The organism is Paenibacillus sp. 4624, assembly GCF_050435065.1.
GTDB lineage: Bacteria > Bacillota > Bacilli > Paenibacillales > Paenibacillaceae > Paenibacillus > Paenibacillus amylolyticus_D.
Window position 1 is genome coordinate 20274 of record NZ_JBNDJR010000016.1, and the last position, 23028, is coordinate 43301.

Genomic DNA, 23028 nt, shown 5'->3' on the forward strand with positions numbered 1-23028 from the left:
CAGCATCCGTTTTGATTACGTTTGTGGCAACACGTACACGCCAAATCCCTCCAGCATGTCACTAAGCAAAGATAGTGGCAAGCCTACCACATTAAAATAACATCCTTCAATGCGGTCGATCAGTGAAGCGCCAATGCCTTGAATAGCATATGACCCTGCTTTGTCCGAAGGTTCTCCCGTCTTCACGTAAGCACGGATCGTAGCTTCAGACAGTTCCTTCATCGTTACATCCGTCTGACGATAATGCACCACCGAATGTCCGGTAGCTGCATCAATACAGGCGACACCCGTAAACACACGATGTTCCCGTCCTTGCAGACGTGACAACATCTGCTCAGCATCAGACTCATCCACTGGCTTGCCCAGAATCTCGTTGTCAAGCACAACAACGGTATCACTGCCGACAATAATGGCATCCTTACTGATGCCTTCTAGTCCACGATACACAGCGAGCGCCTTGCGCAGAGCCAGTTCTTGCACTGTCTGCTCTGGGGTCCAATCTGATGGTGTATTCTCATCGGCATAACTTGGTATAACTTCAAACGCTAAATGGAGTGACGCGATCAGTTCCTTGCGCCGCGGCGATGTGGAGGCCAGAATAATCGGGCGCTGTTCTGTGTTATTCGACATTAACGGCTCCTTATACTACGGCAACACCTGTCCGAATCACAATAATAGATGTCACTAGTTTATTTTTTGGTCAACATTCGTCATTCTCCTACAGTCTTCGATACAGCCACACAGCCGCAATAATACCAATCAGACTCAGGAGGCTCATTTGAAATTGAAATGAAAGGTCATAACTGAAAATATCGAGATCAGCCTGGGGCGACCAGCGAATCGTCGTGACCTTGGTTAAAAAGGCTACAGCCTTAACAGGCTGCAGTGCCTTGGCGATCCACGCTCCGGCCATCCAGCCAAGCAGTAGAAACAATAATAACACGCCGAAGTTTTTTTTCATCGGTTAATCTTCCCTCGCCATTTTTTGACACCCACATTATTATACGGGGTTTTGTACGTCAATACAAACACAAATCCGGCAGGGGGAACTATTTCCAGTTCCTTGCCGGATAGGAGTTTTGGGACGTTGTTATGGGAAAGGGAGCTTTATTGCTTTATTGACTCAAGCCACTTTTTCTGTTGGAGCACATACTCCATCAAATCAGACTGTACCGCCCACATGTGAACAGCGTCCGGATTTTTATTATACTCGGCAATGGCTGTTATCGCACTGTTCATCGATTTCTCCATGCCGGACACAACCGGTTGCACGTCTACCGCCATGCCAGGCGCAAGGATCTTTATACCAGTCAACCATGTTTGATGCTGAGTCTGTAGGGATGCCATCATCTCTGGTGATATGGCCGCTTGTACTGACTGACCCAATTGCTGGATCGAGAGTGTTGATAGCTGATCAACAAGAGCGGAGCTATTTTTGAAGAAAAGAGCAACGTCCTCCTGCTTGTTACCAAAGATCGCCGGATCCACCGTCGGATTAACGATCTCTTTGACATACAGTTCGACTCCCTGAGACTTTAGTCTGGTACTGAGGAGCTTGGCCTCCTCACGATCCGAAGATATGCCAGCATAGACACGATTGCCATCGTCTGGGTCCGAACTTGCAGCTAAACCCGTTTGGGTGAGTTCAAGCTTCGCTTGTTCCGCTCGTTCCGGGGAACTGAATACCCCATATTGTAGGGCATAATATGTACCACCTGCATATGAGATAGCAAGTTGACCTGCTGTTCCGGCCTCCCCTTCCTGACCTGACACAGTAGAAATGCTCTGATTTACAGGAAGCATTTGATCCGGTTTCACCGCGCTCTCTTTATTAAAAAAGGACAAAATAACCATACCGAACAGCGCTCCGGTTACCAATGCCCCTGAAACAGACCCAATCATTTTCCAGCCTCTGGGAGGACGATTTCGTTTATACGAATAGTTCTCTGATTCGATCATCCAGTTATGGCCCTGATCCAGATCTTCACTTCTTTCAGATTCAGATTCATATTCATATGGATCATACTGTGCATTCCGATCTGAGGCACTGTCTGTATAAGTCGAACGATGATCAAAATCCGCATCCAGGTCTGAAGTCCGGTAGTTCAGTGAATCCGTGTGTTTCAAACGATCCGATCCAGAACGGGAAGCGTCTGCTAGAATCGTTCCTCCCCAGTCCACAGGCATGTCCTCTGCTGTCCATGATGATACTGCCCTGTTGTTCTTGTCTGGTTCAGGATTCGGCAGCGTCTGTACCGTATTAGACAAGTTTCCGTTCATTGTGACCAGCGTACTAGATGCAGGCATCTCCTGGTTCCCCAGCTTGTCCGACTCCTGATCTCCGAAGCGAAACGTCATTCTGGCGTTGCTCACCCGTACCCTCTCCTTTGTCCCATTTATATCATCTATATGTTGAGATGGAGGATAACATTCCACGGAATGATTAAATCTTAGGTTTCACTAATCAAGTTCAAATTCAAGCACAAAAACGCCTGACTCCATGAAGGAGACAGACGTTTTAAGTACGGTAGCCGTTGATCAAAAGATTCATGGAACATACACTCCGATAAGAAATCACCAGGATCGTAGCGATAGTCCTCAGACTTTTTGATCCCTAAGTTCAACCTGTATCATTTTTAGAAATTACAAAACTATTTCAAACCTTTGGCGAGTATATCGCCCACTTTCCAAATATCCCCTGCACCCATCGTAAGCACAAGATCTCCTGGCTGTAACCGCGGCTGCAGATCAGCTACAACTTCCTCTTTGGTCGGCAGGTATCTTGCGGATGCGTTGCTGTTCTGTACGATCAGTTCAACGAGTCTAGCGGAGTGCACACCTTCGATTTGCTTTTCACCGGCAGGAGAATAGATATCGGTAATCAACACCTCATCCGCCTCGGCAAATGCCCGGCTGAACGCATCCAGCAGGAAAAATGTCCGTGTATAACGCTGCGGCTGGAATACGGCAATAATCCGTTTACCTGTCGCTTTTGCCGCACTGATTGTAGCTTCAATTTCTGTAGGGTGGTGAGCGTAATCGTCAATAATCAGCATATCACGCGCCTCACCCAACACCTGAAATCTGCGTTTCGCCCCATGGAATTGCACGATAGCTGCTGTAATCTTCTCAAACGGAATGCCTGCTTCGAGACAGGTAATAACCGTAGCCATCGCATTGTAGACGTTGTGCTTACCTGGTACTGACAACTCCACTGTGCCCATAGCTGTACCTCGATGATTCATGGTGAAAGAGATACGGCGATCCCCGAGAACGATATCTGTAGCTGTGTAATCAGCAGCCTGCTCGATACCGTAAGTTGTAATGCGAGACTTGAGATGTGGCAAAATAGCCTGCACATTTTCATCATCAGCGCATACGATGGCTGTGCCCTCTGGACGGATCTGGCTGAGGAACTGTACATAGGCTTTCTTTAGTTCCTCGAAGTCGCTGTTATAATTCTCTAGATGGTCAGCTTCAATGTTCGTTACGATGCCAAGCCAAGGATGGTACTGTAAAAAAGATCCATCGCTCTCGTCCGCTTCCGCGACAACCCACTCACCTTGACCTGCTTTGGCATTCGTCCCCAAATTCATGATCTCTCCACCAATAATATAGGTCGGATCTATTTCACATTGCTCCATAACCAGTGCAATCATGGAAGACGTTGTCGTTTTGCCATGCGCACCTGCAACGGCCACGCCTTTGCGCTCGTTTAACAAACGTGCCAGCATTTGAGCGCGATGAAGGATAGGTATGTTTAGCTGTTCCGCAGCTACACGTTCCACATTATCCGCAGGAGCTGCTGTAGAGTAAACGACAAGATCCGCTCCGTTCACATGCTCCGCGGTATGTCCAATATATATTTTCGCCCCTTTGGCTGCCAACTTCTCTGTCAACTCCTGTGAAGCGACATCCGATCCGGTAACGGTATATCCCATCTCCAGCATAACCCGGGCGATGGCACTCATGCCATAACCGCCAATCCCTATAAAATGAACATGTTCCGATGTGTTTAACAAAACTTTCACCAACCTTTTTCAGAATCGGTTTGATGCAAAAGGGCCGCCCGCACGTCCGCAATCAGATAAAGCGTGCCGGAAACCACCCCCAGATCCTCCGCTTCCGTCCGTGACTTCAATAGATCAAGTGCCTTTGCCCAATTCGGCTCGACGATGATATCCAGTTCCTGCTTCGCAATGGCGGGACGTACCCGTTCGACAATCTGCAACAATTCGGTTGCAGCCATTTTACGGCGGAAATCTGGCTCGGTCAGGATCAGCGTATCCACTAGTGGCAGTATATGCTGCAAATATGCTTCGTGATGCTTATTCGCCAGCATACCCATCATCAAAATTAACTTTTTTTGGGGATAACCGTCGATAATACTCTTGGCAAGCGACTCTGCCCCTTCGGGATTATGAGCTCCATCGAGGACAATCAGAGGATTGTCACTGACTTTCTCAAATCGTCCTGCCCAGAAGGCATTCTGAAAACCAAGTTTAATATCGTCTTCATCCAGCATAAATGCCATATATTGTCTTAATAATTCGAGAGACATTAATGCTGCAACAGCATTATCACATTGGTATACACCTTGCATGCGAATGTGAATATGGAGATCTCGGAATGGGCCGGTAAATTGAAGGCTTTGCCCCTCCTTACCGCTTTCCAGTCTTCGGTAGGAAAATTGATCTCCAGCCAAATATACCGTGGACCGCAGTTGCTTCGCCCTCTCCTGAATAACCTTTACGGCTTCAGGTTGTACGGCACAAGTCACCACAGGTACTCCTGGCTTAATAATGCCTGCCTTTTCCCATGCAATCTGCTCAACAGTATCTCCAAGCACATCCGTATGATCCATTCCGATATTGGTGATGACGGACACAACGGGAGTGACAATATTCGTTACGTCCATCCTTCCCCCAAGCCCAGTCTCCCATACTACAATATCGGGATAACAGACCTCCGCATAATATAGCAGTGCTAATGCCGTCGATACTTCAAACATCGTTGGTGATCCGAGCGGTGTTGATGCCATCTCTGTCACGAGAGGACGCAAACGATTCGACAGTTTTAACAATGTCTCTTCTGGGATGTCTTCACCGTTATATTGAAAACGGTTTGTAAACTTGGTGATATAAGGTGATGTATACGTTCCAACGTCATATCCCGCTTGGAGCAGTACTGACGTCAAAAAAGCGCAAGTCGAACCTTTACCGTTCGTTCCCGCGACATGAATGAATTTGAGCCGTTGGTGCGGATTGCCAAGCTGTGACATCAGGCTCTCGATACGTTCAAGCCCAGGCCTGATACCAAAAGGAATAAGGCCATTGATCCAGTCCACGGCCTCGTCATACGTCTGTAAAGGAGTAGCTTTATCTGTCCCGTTTAATTCCGTCATCTGATTCACCTTCGGTTCCCTGTTTGATTGAAGATTGAAAAAAGCAGCCGGATGGCGCCAAAAGCGTTCCATCCGACCCTTTTAGGTATTACCCCTTGAGCTCTTTGATTCGTGCGATGACTTTATCCCGTTTATCCGAATAATCCGCTTGTTTGGCGCGTTCTTCCTCGATAACTTTAGCCGGAGCCTTCGCTACGAATCCTTCATTCGCCAGTTTTTTCTCCACGCGAAGTACTTCACCTTCAAGGTTCTGAAGTTCTTTCTCCAGGCGAGCGACTTCCTGCTCAATATCAATCAGACCTGCGAGCGGCAAGTACAATTCTGCTCCCGTGATGATCGCTGTCATGGCTTTGTCTGGTGAACTCAGATCCAATCCGCTCTCGAATTCGGATGTATTACAGAAACGTTTGATGTAATGACTGTTGCGTTCGATAATACTAGATGCCTCATCATTGTTCGCTTTGACCATTAATTCGATCTTTTTGCTCATCGGCACATTCACTTCGGCACGGATGTTCCGAACAGCACGAATGGTATCCATCAGCAGGTTCATCTCCGCAACAGCTCCCGGATTCTCCAGCGCAGGGTCGTATACTGGCCAGGAAGCAAGTGTAATCGTTTCTCCTTCATGAGGCAGATGTTGCCAGATCTCTTCAGAGATGTACGGCATGAACGGATGAATCAGGCGCATGGTCTGATCCAGAACATAAGCCAGCACCGATTGTGTTTTCTTCTTGGCAACCGGATCTTCTCCGTAGAATGACAGCTTGGCGAATTCGATATACCAGTCACACAGATCATCCCAGATAAAGTTGTACAATACACGACCTGTTTCCCCAAACTCATACGCATCGATTAGACGCGTAATATCTCGGGAAGTTTCGTTCAGGCGGTGCAAAATCCAATAATCCGCTGTGCCAAGCTCGCCGCTGATGTCACGATCTGCATAAGTGAAACCTTCCAGATTCATCAACGCGAAGCGGGAAGCATTCCAGATTTTGTTTGCAAAGTTACGTGCCTGCTCCACCCGCTCCCAGCGGAAACGCAAATCCTGTCCCGGTGTACTGCTGGTCGAGATCATGTAACGCATTGCATCTGCACCGTACTTCTCGATAACATCCAGCGGGTCTACACCGTTCCCAAGAGACTTAGACATTTTACGTCCATCAGCATCACGCACAAGACCATGCATCAACACATCCTTGAACGGAATTTCATCCGTAAACTCCAGGGCAGTGAAGATCATACGCGCCACCCAGAAATAAATAATGTCATAACCTGTAACGAGTACATTTGTTGGATAATAACGCTTCAGGTCATCTGTATTTTCAGGCCAGCCTAATGTAGAAAACGGCCATAATGCCGAGCTAAACCACGTATCCAGAACGTCCTCATCCTGTTTCAACTTGCGCCCTGCATATTCAGGCAATGTTGTTGGATCTTCCGCGGATACAATCACTTCACCTGTTTCTTCGTCGTACCAGGCAGGAATACGATGTCCCCACCAAAGTTGACGGGAAATACACCAGTCACGAACGTTCTCAATCCAATTCAGATACGTTTTCTCAAAGCGATCCGGAACAAAGTTAACACCTTCGCCGCTTTGCTGCTTTTTGATTGCTCTCTCCGCGAGTGGTTTCATCTCTACGAACCATTGTGTGGACAAGTATGGCTCTACTACTGCTCCCGTGCGCTCACTATGTCCAACCTGATGCATATGATCTTCAATGTTAATCAGGACACCTTGCTCTTTCAAATCTGCCACAATCTGTTTGCGGCAGTCGCTACGATCCAGCCCCTGATATTTGCCAGCTTCAGCATTCATTGTTCCACTTTCATCCATAACAGTAATTTGAGGCAAGTCATGACGTAAACCTACTTCAAAGTCGTTCGGATCATGCGCAGGTGTGATCTTCACTGCACCGCTGCCGAACTCTTTGTCTACGTAGTCATCGGCAATGACTGGAATCTCACGACCGATGATTGGCAGTACCAGTGTTTTACCGATCATGTCTGCATAACGCTCATCTTTAGGATGAACGGCAACAGCCGTATCACCCAGCATCGTTTCAGGACGTGTCGTTGCCACAGTAATGTGACCACTCCCGTCTTTGAGCGGATAACGCAGATGATAGAGATGACCTTGGACTTCTTTATATTCAACCTCAATATCCGAGAGCGCTGTACGATTCACCGGATCCCAGTTAATGATGCGTTTCCCGCGATAAATGAGACCTTTCTCATATAACTGCACAAATACTTTACGCACCGCTTTGGACAGACCCTCATCCAGCGTAAAACGTTCACGGGAGTAGTCGAGAGACAACCCCATTTTGCCCCATTGCTGACGAATCGTTGTAGCGTACTGGTCTTTCCAATCCCACACTTTCTCCAGAAACTTCTCACGTCCAAGATCATAACGTGTCAATCCCTCTTCACGAAGCTTCTGTTCCACTTTCGTCTGGGTTGCAATTCCTGCGTGGTCAGAACCTGGCAGCCAAAGTGCGTCATATCCCTGCATCCGTTTTGTACGAATAAGGATATCCTGCAGGGTAAAGTCAAGTGCATGACCAATGTGAAGCATACCCGTTACGTTCGGGGGTGGAATTACAATGGTATATGGCTCGGCATCCTTGCGTTTACCCGCCTGGAAATACCCGCGCTCCGTCCAGGTGGAGTACCATTTATCTTCTGCCGCCTTCGGATCGTAAGTCGTCGGCATTTCAGCTGTTGCTTTTTTTTGTTCAGACATGTGTCATTCCTCCGTTACGTCATCTTCATCGCTAAAAAAACAAAAAAACCTTTCATCCATCAAAGGACGAAAGGTTAGCTTTCGCGGTACCACCTTTGTTTCACGCTGATAACAGAGATTATGGTTCGTGCTCTGAATCTGATGGCGTGACACTTCAAGCAGATAACGGCTGCGACCGGCCTATCCTACCTCCGAGGTTAATGAATGTATTACATCCACCTCCAGTACTCAAACAGGCAACTCCCGGGCGACTTCGATCAGTTGGTTCCTGCGGAATCTCACAGCGCATCGATCCCACTCTCTGAAAGGTCATACTGTCTACTACTCCCGATCCACGTCATTATTCAAAAAATCCTAAACACATCATACCTTGCTCGTGCGTGATAGTCAACCTGACAACAGCGGAACGAGGATATTTGATAATCATCATGTTGAAAAACAAGTACAACCCGCAATCCCTATCAGGAATTACGGGCTGTTTCGATATAATACGGTATGCTGAACTGAGTGACTAAGGAATGTATAGAATCTGTCCTTCTTCAACAACCTGTTCAGTCAATCGATTATATAATTGAAGTTCTCTGGTGCTAAGCTGATACCTGTCTGCAATGGCATCGAGTGTTTCTTCGCGCTGTACGATGCACAGTTTGACTTTTCGGAAAGGCGTCTGATCCACAATCGTACCCAGAAACAGATTTTTCCACTCCACATCTTCTGCCTGACGATCCTCTAACGGAACGACTCCATCTGAGATCTCCTCACTGCGCTCACCCTCAACTTCACGCACGGCCCGACCGGATGATAATAGGGAAGAAATGCCCACGCCTTCTTCTTCTCTTCGTGATGATTCTTTCTTGCTACCAAAAGCAACCTTAAGCTCCGGCTTGTCTTCCGCCTCAGCTATCGCTTCTGGGAGAGATTCCTCATTCTGTAACAGCGTGGCTTCCTCTGCCACTTCCAGTGAAGGCCGATCTTCTTCGGGCTGAGCCGTTTCAGATGCAGCAAATACATCTTGCCAGTTCTCAGTCTGCGGCTGTGCCGAAGCATTCGAAGTGAACTGTTCTCCTTGCGAACCACCTGACCGTGCTTCTTCAAAGTGCCATACCTCAGGCGTGTTCTCTTCTAGAGGTTTCCATGTCGCTTCAGAACGCGCTTGCTCAGAAGCCTCTGAACTCCATGATCCTGAATTTTCGGATACACTATTTACCGAAGGTTCAGACCATGCAGAGGTTTCATCCTCTATCGGAAGCAATGGCTCCGCTTCAGGATAAGAAGCTAATCTGTCAGCCGTTTCAGCCATGAATGACGAGATTGGGGAAGGGACTTCTTCCTGTGAGGGTAAAATCTCCTCATTCGAATCAGGCAATCTATTTTCATCCGATTCATTCGTTGAAGCAACATCAGATGTTAACGGCTCGGCGGATGATTGATTCCAGTAAGCTTGCGATAATTCTTCATATCCTGATTGCTGTTCCATTCTTGGAGACAAATCAGCAGATTCCGGAGAACCATATGCGACAAGCTCAGCCGCATTCACCAGCTCTTGCTCTTCGTTACGCAACCCGGCTTGTTCCGACAGCTCGGACTGCTCTGTCTCACTCCATTCGTTCTCCCTGCTGTCAGGCTGAGCCTCGTGAGAATGAACAACCGTGAATTCATCTGCTGACCACACTTGTGGCTCTTCTACCGGGAAACCTTCAATCCCTCGTAGGGACAGTACACCTGTAATATTCAGACTTCGGCTGGATAACAGGTCTACATCAAAATTTTCAATCTCAATTGAAATATCATCAATGGATCTAACCCGGTTTAATGGCACGGTAATTTCGACTGGAATAAAATGCTTTAACTCCTCCGAATCCTCGCTCTCCCCCCGGTACGTTCCTGTAAGTAACAGATGCCCCCTCAAGGTGGCATGGTCGTCCTGTCCAATCACCTGAATACGCGGATAGAGTTCAATTTCCTCCAGTTCCTCAATGGCAGGCACTCCCTCAGACAAATGAACGCGCTCATAAATATCGAACCGCAAACCATATGGTTGATTCAACAAAGGTGGCGTCCTCCTTTCGGCATATGTTCACCATGATCCTTCTCATGGGACTGATCCATGGTCCAATCCTTCGTTACCCATCTATATGCCTGAACCGGGGTGGGCATGCCACCTTTGTTGAAAAAATCCGTTATGGTTACTGCATTTTTGGAGAGCCGAGGAAGCCGAAAACAAAAAAAACAGACCCACTAGATCTAGATCAGGTCTGTCCTTCTACGCTATGACTCTCCCTCGCTGCCAATTGTTCAAAATCCGCTGGCCACGGGTCTTGTACTTTAATTAAAACTCCGGTTAAAGGATGGTTAAAGCTCAGCACTTCGCCATGCAATGCCTGCCTGCCAATGATGTCGGAGCGCCCCCCATACAATTTGTCACCAATCAGAGGATGACCGGCATAGCTGAGGTGCACGCGAATCTGATGTGTACGCCCCGTTTCCAGCTTCAGACGTACGAGTGTTGCCCTGTCCCATACATGCACGATGTCGACATGAGTAATCGCATCCTGCCCTCCTTCGGAGACACGTCTGCGTTGCTTGTGATGCCTGTCTTTACCGATCGGTGCATCAATCCTGCGGAGATCACTGGGTACTTGTCCGCCTGTGATGGCAACATACTGACGATCGATCGCTTTCCGGCGCATCGCTTCATCCAGTTTGGCGAGCGCAAAAGCATTTTTGGCATATATAACAGGGCCGGTTGTATCTTCATCCAGACGATGAACATGACGCACACTGGTCTCGATCCCATTGATCTCATAATACGAAGCTACCGCATGATCCAGCGTAATGACCTGTTCTTCACGGCCTCCATCCGGATGAAGCTTCATCCCAGCCGGTTTGTGCACGACGAGACAGAAATCATCCTCATACAGTACATCCAGATCAGCCCAGCGTGGCTCCACACCCAGCGGTTGCACAGCAAAAAGGGCCAGCCGAAGCCGGTCCCCTGCTAGCTGTACTCCCTGGGTTGCCTTGAGCTGGCGCAGCAGCTTCTCCGGGAACTCGAGTTCAGACAGGAGCCACTGTTCAGCAGCAGCTTGTCTGTCCTCTTTTCCAGTCACCGCCTTGCCTGGCATCAGCTCAAGCCATTGACCGCGACGTTTCCAGCTTTTTATACTCATAGCGACTGCAAAGCCTTACGGTTGGCCTCAATGGTATCCTCGATATCCTGCTCCGTATGCACACCGGACACAAACATCCCTTCATACTGGGACGGCGCCACGCTAACGCCTTGATCAATCATCGCTGCAAAATAACGGCGGAACTGATCCAAATTGCTTTCTTTGGCAATATCATAATTCGTTACCGGTACAGCACTGAAGAATGGGCACACCATTGAACCGACACGGTTAATCGTTACCGCCACACCTGCTTCTGCTGCATTTTTTTCGAATCCAGCCTGCAAACGTGCAGACAACATCTCTAGACGATCATAAACTTCCGGTGTCAAAAGTTTCAGTGTCGTGTAACCTGCGGCCATAGCCAGCGGATTACCACTTAGTGTACCAGCCTGATAGATTGGACCTGTCGGTGCAATCTGTTCCATAAGATCCCGGCGACCGCCATATGCTCCTACAGGAAGACCACCGCCGATGACTTTACCCAGACACGTTAAATCCGGTGTAACGCCAAATCGACCTTGTGCACAGTGAAGTCCTACACGGAACCCCGTCATAACCTCATCAAAGATTAGCAGGCTTCCATACTCCGTGGTCACACTACGCAATCCTTCCAGAAAACCAGCAGCTGGAGGTACGACACCCATATTACCAGCAACCGGCTCCACGATCACACCCGCAATTTCTTCTCCAAATCGTTCAAACGCAAGACGCACGGACTGCAAATCATTGTAAGGAACGGTGATGGTATTTAAAGCCACACCTTCAGGCACTCCAGGACTGTCCGGCAATCCCAGGGTGGCTACCCCTGATCCAGCTTTGATCAGTAAACTGTCTGCATGACCATGGTAGGAACCTTCAAATTTCAAAATCTTACTGCGTCCCGTAACCCCGCGCGCCAATCGAATGGCACTCATCGTTGCTTCCGTACCGGAATTCACCATGCGCACGATATCGATGGAAGGCACACGCTCACACACCAGCTTCGCCATCTCTGTCTCAAGCAGGGTTGGCGCACCAAAGCTTGTGCCTTTAAGAGCTGTCTCCCGGAGTGCTTCCACAACTTCAGGATGAGCATGTCCCATAATTAGCGGTCCCCATGAACCTACGTAATCGATGAACACATTGCCATCAATATCGTAAATTTTGGAGCCCTCACCGCGCTGGGCATAGATCGGCGTGAGTCCGACGGATTTGAACGCCCGAACCGGACTGTTCACCCCTCCAGGTATGTACTGCTTGGCTTCCTCAAATGCGCTGCGTGAGCGCTCATCATTGCGACGATTGCCTTGTTGTGCAGTCATGAACATCCTCCTTAAAGTAAAGGCCTTGCTTGCAGAGAGAGCAATGCAATTAATGACTAGATAAGTTGAACTAAAGATGTTTACACGGACACTCCGAGTTTCCAGTTTTTTTCTGTCCTCTCCGTTTCAGTGTAAACTGAGCCGTTCAACTTATATAGTCTGCTGCATCTGTCTCTTAAAAAAGCAAGGCCTATGGGTTTATTTGTATAAATACAAACGATTTATAGTTACTCGTTGGTAGTCATTGGTTTACTTTTCAGCCAGCCACCTTGATGCATCTTTAGCGTAATACGTAATAATCATATCTGCTCCAGCACGTTTCATGCTAAGTAAGATCTCCATGGCTACTTTTTTCTCATCAATCCATCCTTGAATTGCCGCTGCCTTTACCATTGCATACTCCCCGCTTACATTGTAAGCCACGAGCGGAAGATCAAACTGATCCTTGATGGTACGCATAATATCGAGATAGGATAGCGATGGTTTCACCATCAGCATGTCCGCCCCCTCCAGCACATCCGTCTCCGCTTCGCGCAACGCTTCTCGAGCATTCGCCGGGTCCATCTGATAGGATTTCCGGTCACCGAATTGCGGTGTGGAATCTGCTGCTTCACGGAATGGGCCATAGAATGCTGAAGCGTATTTGACGGAATAAGACATAATCGGAATATGATTAAATCCATTCTCATCCAACCCCGCACGAATGGCCTGTACAAATCCATCCATCATATTTGAAGGTGCGATAATATCTGCGCCTGCCTTGGCTTGCGATACTGCCGTTTTCACAAGCAGCTCCAAGGACTCGTCATTCAGAACATCGCCGCAGATATGTCCATCAATCTCCGTAGTATGAACCATGCCGCAGTGACCATGATCGGTGAATTCACATAGACAAGTGTCTGCAATCACCAGCAATTCGGGATACCAGGATTTGATCAATCTCGTTGCTTCCTGCACAATGCCATCCTCTGCAAAACCGGATGAACCCACACTGTCTTTTGTTTCCGGAATCCCGAACAGCAGTACAGCCGGAATGCCAAGCTCTGCAATTTCTTTGACTTCTTCCCGCAGACGGTCAAGGGAGAAACGAAATACACCCGGCATTGATTTAATCTCGGACTTTACATTTTCACCGTATGTGACATAGATCGGTTGAATAAAATCATCCACAGTCAAGTGTGTCTCTCTCACCATGTTGCGAATGCCTGCCGATTGACGTAAACGGCGATGACGTACGATTGGAAAACCCATCTACCCTATACCTCCTAAAATTTCATTTTGTAAAAAGGGAAGCGCGCTGGTTCTTCTCGAATTCAGCACGCTTCACATATTCAGCCGCAGCTAATCCACCTTAATTGTTGACAGCACTGACACTGCCAGCACGTTTCCACTCACACAAAACATCGATCAGGCTAGTCATTGTGGCTTCCTTCGCCATCAAAGTGACCTCCAGCCCGGCAGCCTCTGCAGTCTTGGCAGTAACCGGACCAATACACGCAACCTCTACTCCCTTCAGCAACGGCAACGGATCTTCCACACCCATTCGTTTCAGCATATTCATGAAGTTCTTCACAGTAGATGAGCTGGTAAAGGTCACCGCATGAATACCGCCCTCTTCAAGCAGTTTGAGTAATTCGTCATCGTCCTCCCCTGCAAGAATGGTGTCATAGATGATCGCCTCGGTAACGTGCAGTCCTCGTTCTCTCAATTGCTCCGGCAACCACGACCGTGCGAGGTCCCCGTGTGGAATCAGCACGTTCTGGCCTGCCTTCAACTCACTTTCAAACGCTTCAAGCATGCCTTCCGCTTGAAAGGGCCCTTTGACAACTTCAGGTGCAATACCGTGCTTGCGCAGCGCTTCTGCCGTAGATGGTCCTACTGCCGCAATTCTTGCCCGATGAAGCGAGCGAATGTCCTTGCCTTCGTTTTCCAAATGACGGAAGAAAAACTCCACGCCATTGACACTTGTGAAAAAGACCCAATCAAACGTATTTAACGCATGCAGTGCATCTTTGACACTTTGTTTGGAAGATTCGCAGGATGGCATAACCGTCTCTATGACCGGGAACTCATAGGGTTCACCACCGAGTTCTTCAATGCGATTCACCAGTTCACTCGCCTGACTACGGGCACGGGTAACCAGAATTCGTTTGCCAAACAGCGGCAGCACCTCTGCCCATTTCAATTGCTCCCGCTGGTTGACCACATCTCCAACGACGATGACGGCTGGTGGCTGAAAATTCGCCGCAATGACTTTGGCTTCGATATCCTCCAGCGTTCCCGTGATGGTATCCTGTTCCGCCCGAGTTCCCCAACGTACAAGTGCTACCGGTGTACTAGCAGGACGGCCATGACGAATGAGTTGTTCACTGATATAACCAATCTTGGCAACACCCATCATAAACACCAGTGTGCCCGTAGCGTTCGTTACTTTATCCCATTGAATGCTGCGGTCCAGCTTGTCCGGGCTTTCGTGTCCGGTAATGATTGAGATGGAAGAAGCATAATCCCGATGTGTCACCGGAATCCCCGCATAAGCAGGCACGCTGATTGCTGCGGTTACACCAGGTACAATCTCAAACGGAATGCCGTTTTTGTGCAGCAACTCTGCTTCTTCTCCTACCCGTCCGAATATGGTCGGATCTCCGCCTTTCAAACGCACAACCACTTTGCCTTCAAGCGCCAGATCCACAAGTAGCTGGTTAATCTCTTCCTGCTTCATCGTATGTCGATCCGGTCGTTTCCCTACATAAATTTTGACTGCACCGGGTTTCATCAGTTTCAACAATCGTGGACTCGCGAGTCGATCATAAACCACGGCGTCAGCCTTGCCTATGCTCTCCCAACCTTTTACCGTAATCAGCCTTGCATCCCCAGGACCCGCACCTACCAAAAAGACTTTCCCCGCCATGCCTTCATCCCCTAACTTCTGCCAGTATCTGTTCAGCCCCGCGATCAATTAATCTCCAAGCCACTTCTTCTCCCAGGCGAACCGGATCTTTACCGCTCAATGTTTCCTTCAAAATCAGTCTGCCATCCGGCATCCCAACCATTCCCGTTAATTGTAACTTGTTTTCACTGTTCAGGGAATCATCTTCCGGCAACCACACCGCATGTGCGCCAATAGGCACCTGACACCCTCCGTTTAACACACTCAGGAAACGACGCTCTGCCATGACCGGCGCAGCTGTTGCTGGATCGTTATAGAGGGTGAGCAAATGTAGTAGCTCCTCGTCATCCTCACGGCACTCAATGCCAAGAGCGCCTTGGCCCACAGCCGGAAGGCAGGCTTCCTCAGACAAATATTCGGTAATCCGATCCTCCCAGCCCATCCGATACAAGCCTGCCGCTGCCAAAATAATGGCGTCCAGTCCTTCGGTTTCGAGCTTTCGCAGACGTGAGTCTATATTGCCACGAATAGATTCCAGCTGAAGATCAGGTCGGTACGACTTCAACTGGCTTGATCTACGAAGACTGCTTGTTCCAACCCGTGCACCCTCTGGCAGTTGATCCAGCGTAAGCCCGCCGCGAGAGACTAACGCATCTCGAGGATCGGCTCGACGGGGAACTGCACCGTTAACAAGCCCTTCAGGAAGCTCGGAAGGCATGTCCTTCATACTGTGTACAGCCATATCAATAGTGCGATCGAGCATCGCCTGTTCAATCTCTTTAACAAACAAGCCTTTACCACCCACTTTGGATAAAGTTACATCCAGAATGAGATCTCCCTTTGTCACGATCTTATGTACCTCAAAGTCAAAAGCTAAACCTTCACGATCACAAATATTGCGTAAATCCTGAATCACATATCCGGTCTGGGTTAACGCCAGAGCACTTTGTCTGCTGCCCACTTTAATTGTACGCATATCTACATTTCCTCCTGATTACGGGATATCCAGTTCCCGATTTTTTCTTCGCTCCACCACTGAAACTGACCCGTGCGTATCGTATCCAAAATGTCCATTTCCGTTAAACGGCGCAGTAGCGTACTTCTTACAGTTGGAGGCAATCCGCGAGATTTGATTTCCATTCTCATCTGATGCAAAAAATCAAGATACGTCTCGTATTCATCTCCAAACTGTTGTTCAAGCAAAGCACGAATCTCGGCCGCCGCCGCAGGTCCTGCACCGGCCGTCGAGATGGCAATGCTTAACCGCCCTCGTCTGACCACACTCGGGGTAATAAAACTGCTATTACCGGAAGACATCGCATCGTTAACCAGTATTGCCCCAGCTTCGGCTTCTTGGACTACGGCATGGTTAACATGCAGATCGTCTGTTGCTGCATATACGAGAAAGGCCCCCCGCAAATCTCCATTGCGGTAGGACCGGGCTATCCACTCGATTCGGGATTCCTGATGCAATTGTTCGAGAGTGGGCGTAAGCAGAGGGCTGACGACCGTAATTCGGGCCTCAGTCTGCAACAATCCTCTTACTTTACGCTCAGCAACACGTCCTCCACCGATCACGAGCACAGATTTGTCTGAAGTATTTACATAAATCGGCGTGTAATGTTCCATATCCTCACTCTCCCGTCCAGCGATGAAACGCTGAATACGCATTGGATAAAAAGCTGATGATGACAAGCGCATATCCAATCAATGTCCATCTGGACATGATCATCATCGAAAATTGCTTTCTTCTCTTGACTACGAAATAACCAACATAAATGGCAATCGCGAGACCCGTTGCAATCACCTTCAGATCGAGCAACAGATGCCACCGTCGTTCCGCAACGATGGACAACACAGCCAGCACAACCGATACTCCCAGAAGCGGAGTACCAATCAATGTGGCACCATCCATATATTTTCCAATGACCTCCAGGCTAGGCAAACGCCGTACCGTATCATTCCATTTTTTGTTTTTCAACTTATGATGTAAGAACAGGTACAACAGCGCAAACACCGAAGCAACCGTTAAAGCTGCAAAACCCAGATTAGCCAGTGTAATGTGCATAATTAACAAACCGTGAACCGTCTGCCAGTTGTGCAATGAGATTTCGCCCGCTGTAAACCATAACCGGTTCAGAACCGTTACCGAGAATCCAACGATGTTGAGTAGCAGGATAACAAACTCCGAGCGTTGAACCCGGGTCATAATCAATGACATCAGCACAATGCTGAAAGAAAAAATAAACAAAAAATCAAATGTAGTATAGATCGGGAAGTGACCTTCAGCCCACATTCGCATGATAACATGGGTCACTTGCAATCCCCAAACAACAACAAGAAACCCTGTGCCTGTCCGCTTCGCCCCCGCATTGCGTCGAATGCAGTCCGAGAAATAGAACAGTAGGCTCAGGGCATACATATAAATTAAAGCTTCATAGACTTGTTCAGCAAGGGTCAAGTTGCCCACCTGCCTTATACGCCTGCCGGGACATAAGCCGGCACGGGGTCTTGCCGGTTTTCGTTAAGGTGAATCGCTGGTTTGCCCAGAGCTGTTGCATCACTCTGATTCACTTTTTCTGCAGCCATTTCCACTGCATCCTCCAGCGCGAAAATCTGCGTAAACATGCGCAGTGCTTCATCACCTTGCTTCGTACCTGCCATTTCCTTGATCCGATTGATCGGATCGGTTGTCATTTGGTTGACAATGCTTTTGGTCAACCGACGAATGACTTTACGCTGATGCTCATCCAGCTCTGGAAGCTTGTTGAACAGGCTATCCATCGTCTCTTCATGAATGGATACGCCTTTCTCCTGCAATGCCCGAATAACTGGACGTACGCCGAGTGTTCTGAGCCACTGGTAATAATCTTCCATCTCCAGCTCAATCATTCTCTCAATCTTCGCAGCTTCCACCTTACGCATCTCCAGATTGCTCTCCACAATACCCTCCAGATCATCGATATCGTAGAGGAATACGTTGGAGATCTCGCCAATTGCCGGATCAATATCGCGTGGTACGGCAATATCAATCAGGAACAGCGGGCGTGCTTGCCGGCGCTTCATGCTTTCCCGAACAATACCTGCATCGAGAATATAACGTTCTGCTCCTGTAGAGCTGATGACGATGTCTACTTCACCCAGTCTCGTAATGGCCTGATCCATCGTACACGGCGTTCCCCGGAATTTGCTGGCAAGCTCCTCGGCTCTGGCGAGCGTCCGGTTGGCCACAATAACTTCAGATGCACCGTTGGCATACAGATGTTTAACCGTAAGCTCACTCATTTTGCCGGCACCCAAAATTAGCACCTTCTTGTCTGTGAACATACCAAAAATCCGCTTGCCCAGTTCTACCGCAGCATAGCTGACCGAAACGGCACTCTCCCCAATGGAAGTTTCCGAATGTGCCCTCTTGCCCAAGGTAACTGCCTGTTTAAACAATTTGTTAAACCAAGTTCCGGTTGCTTTCTCTTCCTGTGCTTTGAAAAAAGCCTGTTTCACTTGGCCGAGAATCTGAGTCTCTCCAATGACCATCGAATCCAGTCCGCAAATGACCCGGAACAGATGGCGCATGGCTTGATCATCCTCGTATATATATAAGTGTTGCGTAAATTCTTCCCGCGGAACGTTAAACCACTGCTCCATAAAAGTTCGAATAAAATAACCGCACATGTGAAGACGGTCGACCACAACGTACAATTCCGTACGATTACAAGTGGCTACGATTACACCTTCCAATACACTCTTGGTCAGCTTGAGCTGCTGCAGCGCTTCAGACAAGTCCTTTTCTGCAAATGTGAATCGTTCTCTGACCTCTACAGGCGCCGTGCGATAATTCAAACCAACAACAACGATGTGCATTGCAAGTTCACCTGCCTAATAAATTTCCAATCAAAGTGCTTACTGTATATCTCTATCCAATTCAGATTGACATAGTTAATTATATCACATATCACATCCATCCCTCGCCCATTTTTATGAAATGTTTATGAAATCAACATGATGATTATCATATGCATTGTGATATATTGTAGTGTCTCACCAATGTACGTCGTTATTCGTTATATGGAACGAATAGTGAATATTTGAGAAAACGGAGATTTTTGCAAACCTGTTCAAGACTGCTTATAACAAATAGTCATGGAATCATTCCATGACTATCTAGGTGCGGGAAACATGATGTGTTTTTCAAATATTAAATATTATCAATTGTCGTCTTCAGCTGTTTGAACCGTTTCTACAGTCTCGTGATCCGCTTCATCTTCAACTGGTGCATATTTGTCTATACGGGCGTGGCGAGTAATAATATCCCACAGCTCTTCCTTGCCCAGACCTTCTTCGGATGAAAAAGGGACAAACAAGTCGCCTGAGCGAAGACCGAGTGCTTCTTTGATAACTTTAATGTGTTTGGCTCTACGTGTCTTGGGGATCTTGTCCATCTTCGTAGCCACAACGACCAGCGGCAGACCATGATGGCGTAGCCATTCATTCATCATCTTGTCTTCCTTGGACGGCTCATGTCTCATGTCCACCATCTGCATGACAAGCTTCAATTCATCGCGCTGTAGCAAGTACTTTTCCATCATTTTACCCCAGGCAAAACGTTGCTCTTTGGATACCTTAGCGTACCCATAACCCGGAAAATCGACAAAATACAGATCCTGATTGATCTTATAATAATTAAGTTGCTGGGTCTTACCCGGCGTAGCACTTGTACGCGCCAGATTTTTACGGCTGATCAAACGGTTGATCAGTGATGACTTACCCACGTTGGAGCGCCCCGCCAGGGCAATCTCCGGCAGGCCATCATCTGGATATTGTTCAGGCCGAACGGCACTAATTATAAATTCAGATTGATTGACTTTCAAATTGCATCTTTCCTCTCTTGAACTCCTGTCTTACAAGCATAACATTTCCACATTTTCATCCCGTATTATGCCATCATTCCTTCTATCATATCAAAAAAAACCTCTCGTGTACCCAAAAAACAACTTTTGTACCCGAAAAACATCAAATTATCACGAAAAAAACCGTTCCAGCGGACGCCGAAGCCCCCGCCGAACGGTCTACTCTCCATTTAATCTTTGCGGATACGTGTAGATTACAGATGAATGCCTGCCTGTTCCACAAGAGCATGCTGCAACACCTGATCCATATGAGCTACGGGCACAAATTCCACATCTTCCTTGATGCTATCCGGAATGTCGCGCAGATCCCTTTCGTTGTCCTTAGGTAACAATATTTTTTTGTAACCCGCACGGTGGGCTGCAAGTGACTTTTCTTTCAAGCCGCCGATCGGCAACACCCGTCCGCGTAGTGTAATTTCACCTGTCATAGCAATGTCTTTCGACACATGTTTATTCGTCAGCGCTGAAATCAAGGCCGTTGCCATCGTAATACCGGCTGATGGGCCGTCTTTAGGGATGGCACCTTCCGGTACGTGGATGTGAATGTCGTTCTTCTCATGAAAATCAGACGCAATGCCCAGCTGTGCTGCTTTCGAACGTGTATAACTGAAGGCCGCCTGAGCCGATTCTTTCATGACATCTCCCAGCTTACCTGTAAGCGTCAGTTTGCCTGTTCCCGGCACCACAGTTACTTCGATCACAAGCGTGTCACCACCCACTTCAGTCCATGCCAGCCCGGTCACCGTACCAATCTGGTCTTCCAGCTCAGCCATTCCATAGCGGAATTTGCCCGGGCCGAGATAGTCTTTGACATCATCTGCCAAGATCACAATCTGACCCTCTACGCCGGAAACGATATTTTTAGCCGCCTTCCGGCAAAGCGATGCCATTTGCTGTTCCAAATTCCTTACACCTGATTCACGCGTATACTCACGAATGACTTTTAACAAGCTGTCCTCCGGAACTTCCAGCTGGTCTTCTTCGAGACCGTGATCTTTCTTCTGTTTGGGTAACAAATAGTTTTTGGATATTTGCAACTTCTCCAGCTCGGTGTAACCCGGAATATTCAGCATTTCCATGCGATCTAATAACGGACGCGGAATGTTGTGCACCGTGTTCGCTGTAGTTATGAACATAACGTTGGATAAGTCAAAAGGCAACTCCACAAAGTGATCACTAAACGTATTGTTCTGCTCCGGATCTAGCACCTCCAGCAATGCAGCCGAAGGGTCTCCGCGGAAGTCGGAAGCCATTTTGTCGATCTCATCCAGCAAAAATACAGGGTTAAGTGATCCTGCTGTTTTCATCCCCTGAATGATACGTCCAGGCATCGCACCTACGTAGGTACGGCGGTGTCCACGAATCTCTGCTTCATCCCTCACGCCACCGAGAGAGATACGTACAAACTCCCGACCCAGTGATCTTGCGATCGAACGGGCAAGAGAGGTTTTACCTACTCCTGGCGGGCCAACCAGACAGAGGATTGGACCTTTGAGCTTTTTGACAAGCTTCTGTACAGCCAGATACTCCAGTACACGTTCCTTGGGCTTCTCCAGACCGTAATGATCCGCGTTAAGTACATCTTCGGCCTTTTGGATATCCAGATCATCATCCGTCATCTGGCTCCAAGGTAGAGCAAGCAGCCAATCCACATAGTTGCGGATGACACCACCCTCTGCAGAGCTTGCGGGCATTTTCTCCAGTCGATCAATTTCCTTCTCGACCTTCTCTTTTACCTTGTCCGGCAGGCCCAGACTTTCCATCTGATTACGAAGTTCTTCCACTTCGCCCGCACGACCCTCTTTTTCACCGAGTTCCTTCTGAATCGCCTTCATCTGCTCACGCAAATAATACTCTTTCTGGGTTTTCTCCATCTGTTTCTTCACACGCTGGCTGATCTTGCGTTCAAGCTCCAGCACTTCACGCTCATTGTTCAGGATGTCCAGCAATTTCTCCAGACGTTCCCGAACGTCGATGGTCTCCAGAATTTCCTGTTTGTCCTTGATTTTCAAAGACAAGTGGCTTGTAATGACGTCCGCAAGACGCCCAGGTTCTTCAATGTCAGACACAGCGGCCAGTGTCTCGGGGGTTACTTTTTTGGACAGATTGATATAATTCTCGAACTGGTTCAGAACGGTACGCATGAGGGCATCTGTCTCAGGATGAGCGTTCTCTTCCTCAGGCAGTTCCAGCGCCAGCACCTCATAGTATTCTTCGTTGTCCGTATATTCAATAATTTCAGCCCGTTCCAAGCCTTCCACAAGTACTCGGATCGTTCCGTTGGGCAGCTTCAACATCTGTCTTACCTTAGCTACCGTTCCAATGCGGAAAATATCCTCTCGTGTAGGTTCCTCAATATTTACCTCGGCTTGAGAACATAGGAGAATCAAATGTTCTTCTACCATCGCTTTTTCTAAAGCCTTGACCGATTTCTCCCGGCCCACATCGAGATGCAGTACCATACTCGGGTAGACGAGAAGTCCTCTCAAAGGCAGTAAAGGAAAACGACGACCTTTCGCTTTGCTCGGTCCCATCGCTTTCGCACCTCCAATGGCTCTCAGGTTGTAGTCATTCATTATTCTATCAAATGTTCACATAAAAAAC

General features: G+C 48.1%; 17 protein-coding genes and 1 other annotated feature. All 17 genes read right to left on the minus strand.

Annotation, left to right across the window (positions count from 1 at the left end; genetic code table 11):
• Positions 1-15 precede the first annotated feature (15 nt).
• Positions 16-630 carry a Maf family protein gene (locus ABIE27_RS27275; RefSeq protein ID WP_429352002.1) on the minus strand — a complete coding sequence of 205 codons (615 nt, stop codon included), beginning with the start codon at positions 628-630 and terminating at the stop codon, positions 16-18.
• Positions 631-718: 88 nt separating this feature from the next.
• Entirely contained in the window at positions 719-961 is a 243-nt protein-coding gene (locus ABIE27_RS27280) for a DUF4321 domain-containing protein (RefSeq protein WP_090919108.1), read from the minus strand.
• Between the two features lie 146 nt (positions 962-1107).
• Positions 1108-2373, minus strand: coding sequence for an SPOR domain-containing protein (locus ABIE27_RS27285; RefSeq protein ID WP_123064556.1), 1266 nt, complete (start codon positions 2371-2373; stop codon positions 1108-1110).
• Between the two features lie 278 nt (positions 2374-2651).
• A complete protein-coding gene (murC, locus tag ABIE27_RS27290) occupies positions 2652-3971 on the minus strand; it encodes a UDP-N-acetylmuramate--L-alanine ligase (RefSeq protein WP_240036866.1) in 1320 nt (439 codons plus the stop codon).
• A gap of 56 nt (positions 3972-4027) precedes the next feature.
• Positions 4028-5404, minus strand: coding sequence for a bifunctional folylpolyglutamate synthase/dihydrofolate synthase (locus ABIE27_RS27295; RefSeq protein ID WP_429352030.1), 1377 nt, complete (start codon positions 5402-5404; stop codon positions 4028-4030).
• An 88-nt stretch (positions 5405-5492) separates the two neighbouring features.
• Positions 5493-8156 carry a valine--tRNA ligase gene (locus ABIE27_RS27300; RefSeq protein WP_429352003.1) on the minus strand — a complete coding sequence of 888 codons (2664 nt, stop codon included), beginning with the start codon at positions 8154-8156 and terminating at the stop codon, positions 5493-5495.
• Between the two features lie 59 nt (positions 8157-8215).
• Positions 8216-8500, minus strand: a binding site (T-box leader).
• Between the two features lie 167 nt (positions 8501-8667).
• Complete coding sequence (locus ABIE27_RS27305; RefSeq protein ID WP_429352004.1) at positions 8668-10206, minus strand: LysM peptidoglycan-binding domain-containing protein; 1539 nt, start codon at positions 10204-10206, stop codon at positions 8668-8670.
• Between the two features lie 199 nt (positions 10207-10405).
• Positions 10406-11326 (minus strand): RluA family pseudouridine synthase, encoded by a 921-nt coding sequence (locus ABIE27_RS27310; RefSeq protein WP_123064560.1) that lies wholly within the window; start codon positions 11324-11326, stop codon positions 10406-10408.
• Positions 11323-12627 (minus strand): glutamate-1-semialdehyde 2,1-aminomutase, encoded by a 1305-nt coding sequence (gene hemL / locus ABIE27_RS27315; protein ID WP_429352005.1) that lies wholly within the window; start codon positions 12625-12627, stop codon positions 11323-11325. The genes ABIE27_RS27310 and hemL overlap by 4 nt, the downstream gene beginning before the upstream one ends.
• A gap of 249 nt (positions 12628-12876) precedes the next feature.
• Positions 12877-13878 carry a porphobilinogen synthase gene (gene hemB / locus ABIE27_RS27320; RefSeq protein ID WP_429352006.1) on the minus strand — a complete coding sequence of 334 codons (1002 nt, stop codon included), beginning with the start codon at positions 13876-13878 and terminating at the stop codon, positions 12877-12879.
• A 100-nt stretch (positions 13879-13978) separates the two neighbouring features.
• Positions 13979-15538 carry a uroporphyrinogen-III C-methyltransferase gene (gene cobA, locus ABIE27_RS27325; RefSeq protein WP_429352007.1) on the minus strand — a complete coding sequence of 520 codons (1560 nt, stop codon included), beginning with the start codon at positions 15536-15538 and terminating at the stop codon, positions 13979-13981.
• A gap of 4 nt (positions 15539-15542) precedes the next feature.
• Positions 15543-16493: a hydroxymethylbilane synthase gene (gene hemC / locus ABIE27_RS27330; protein ID WP_123064564.1), complete on the minus strand. Its 951-nt coding sequence runs from the start codon at positions 16491-16493 to the stop codon at positions 15543-15545.
• Between the two features lie 2 nt (positions 16494-16495).
• Positions 16496-17188, minus strand: a complete 693-nt coding sequence (locus tag ABIE27_RS27335) for a precorrin-2 dehydrogenase/sirohydrochlorin ferrochelatase family protein (protein ID WP_429352008.1) — start codon at positions 17186-17188, stop codon at positions 16496-16498.
• Positions 17151-17978, minus strand: coding sequence for a cytochrome c biogenesis protein CcsA (gene ccsA / locus ABIE27_RS27340; RefSeq protein WP_429352031.1), 828 nt, complete (start codon positions 17976-17978; stop codon positions 17151-17153). The genes ABIE27_RS27335 and ccsA overlap by 38 nt, the downstream gene beginning before the upstream one ends.
• A 14-nt stretch (positions 17979-17992) precedes the next feature.
• The gene (gene hemA / locus ABIE27_RS27345; protein ID WP_123064566.1) at positions 17993-19378 is read right to left on the minus strand and encodes a glutamyl-tRNA reductase; all 1386 of its coding nucleotides are present in this window, start codon (positions 19376-19378) and stop codon (positions 17993-17995) included.
• Positions 19379-19722: 344 nt separating this feature from the next.
• Positions 19723-20385: a ribosome biogenesis GTP-binding protein YihA/YsxC gene (gene yihA, locus ABIE27_RS27350; RefSeq protein ID WP_123064567.1), complete on the minus strand. Its 663-nt coding sequence runs from the start codon at positions 20383-20385 to the stop codon at positions 19723-19725.
• 233 nt (positions 20386-20618) lie between these two features.
• Positions 20619-22958, minus strand: coding sequence for an endopeptidase La (lon, locus tag ABIE27_RS27355; protein WP_123064568.1), 2340 nt, complete (start codon positions 22956-22958; stop codon positions 20619-20621).
• Positions 22959-23028: the final 70 nt, after the last annotated feature.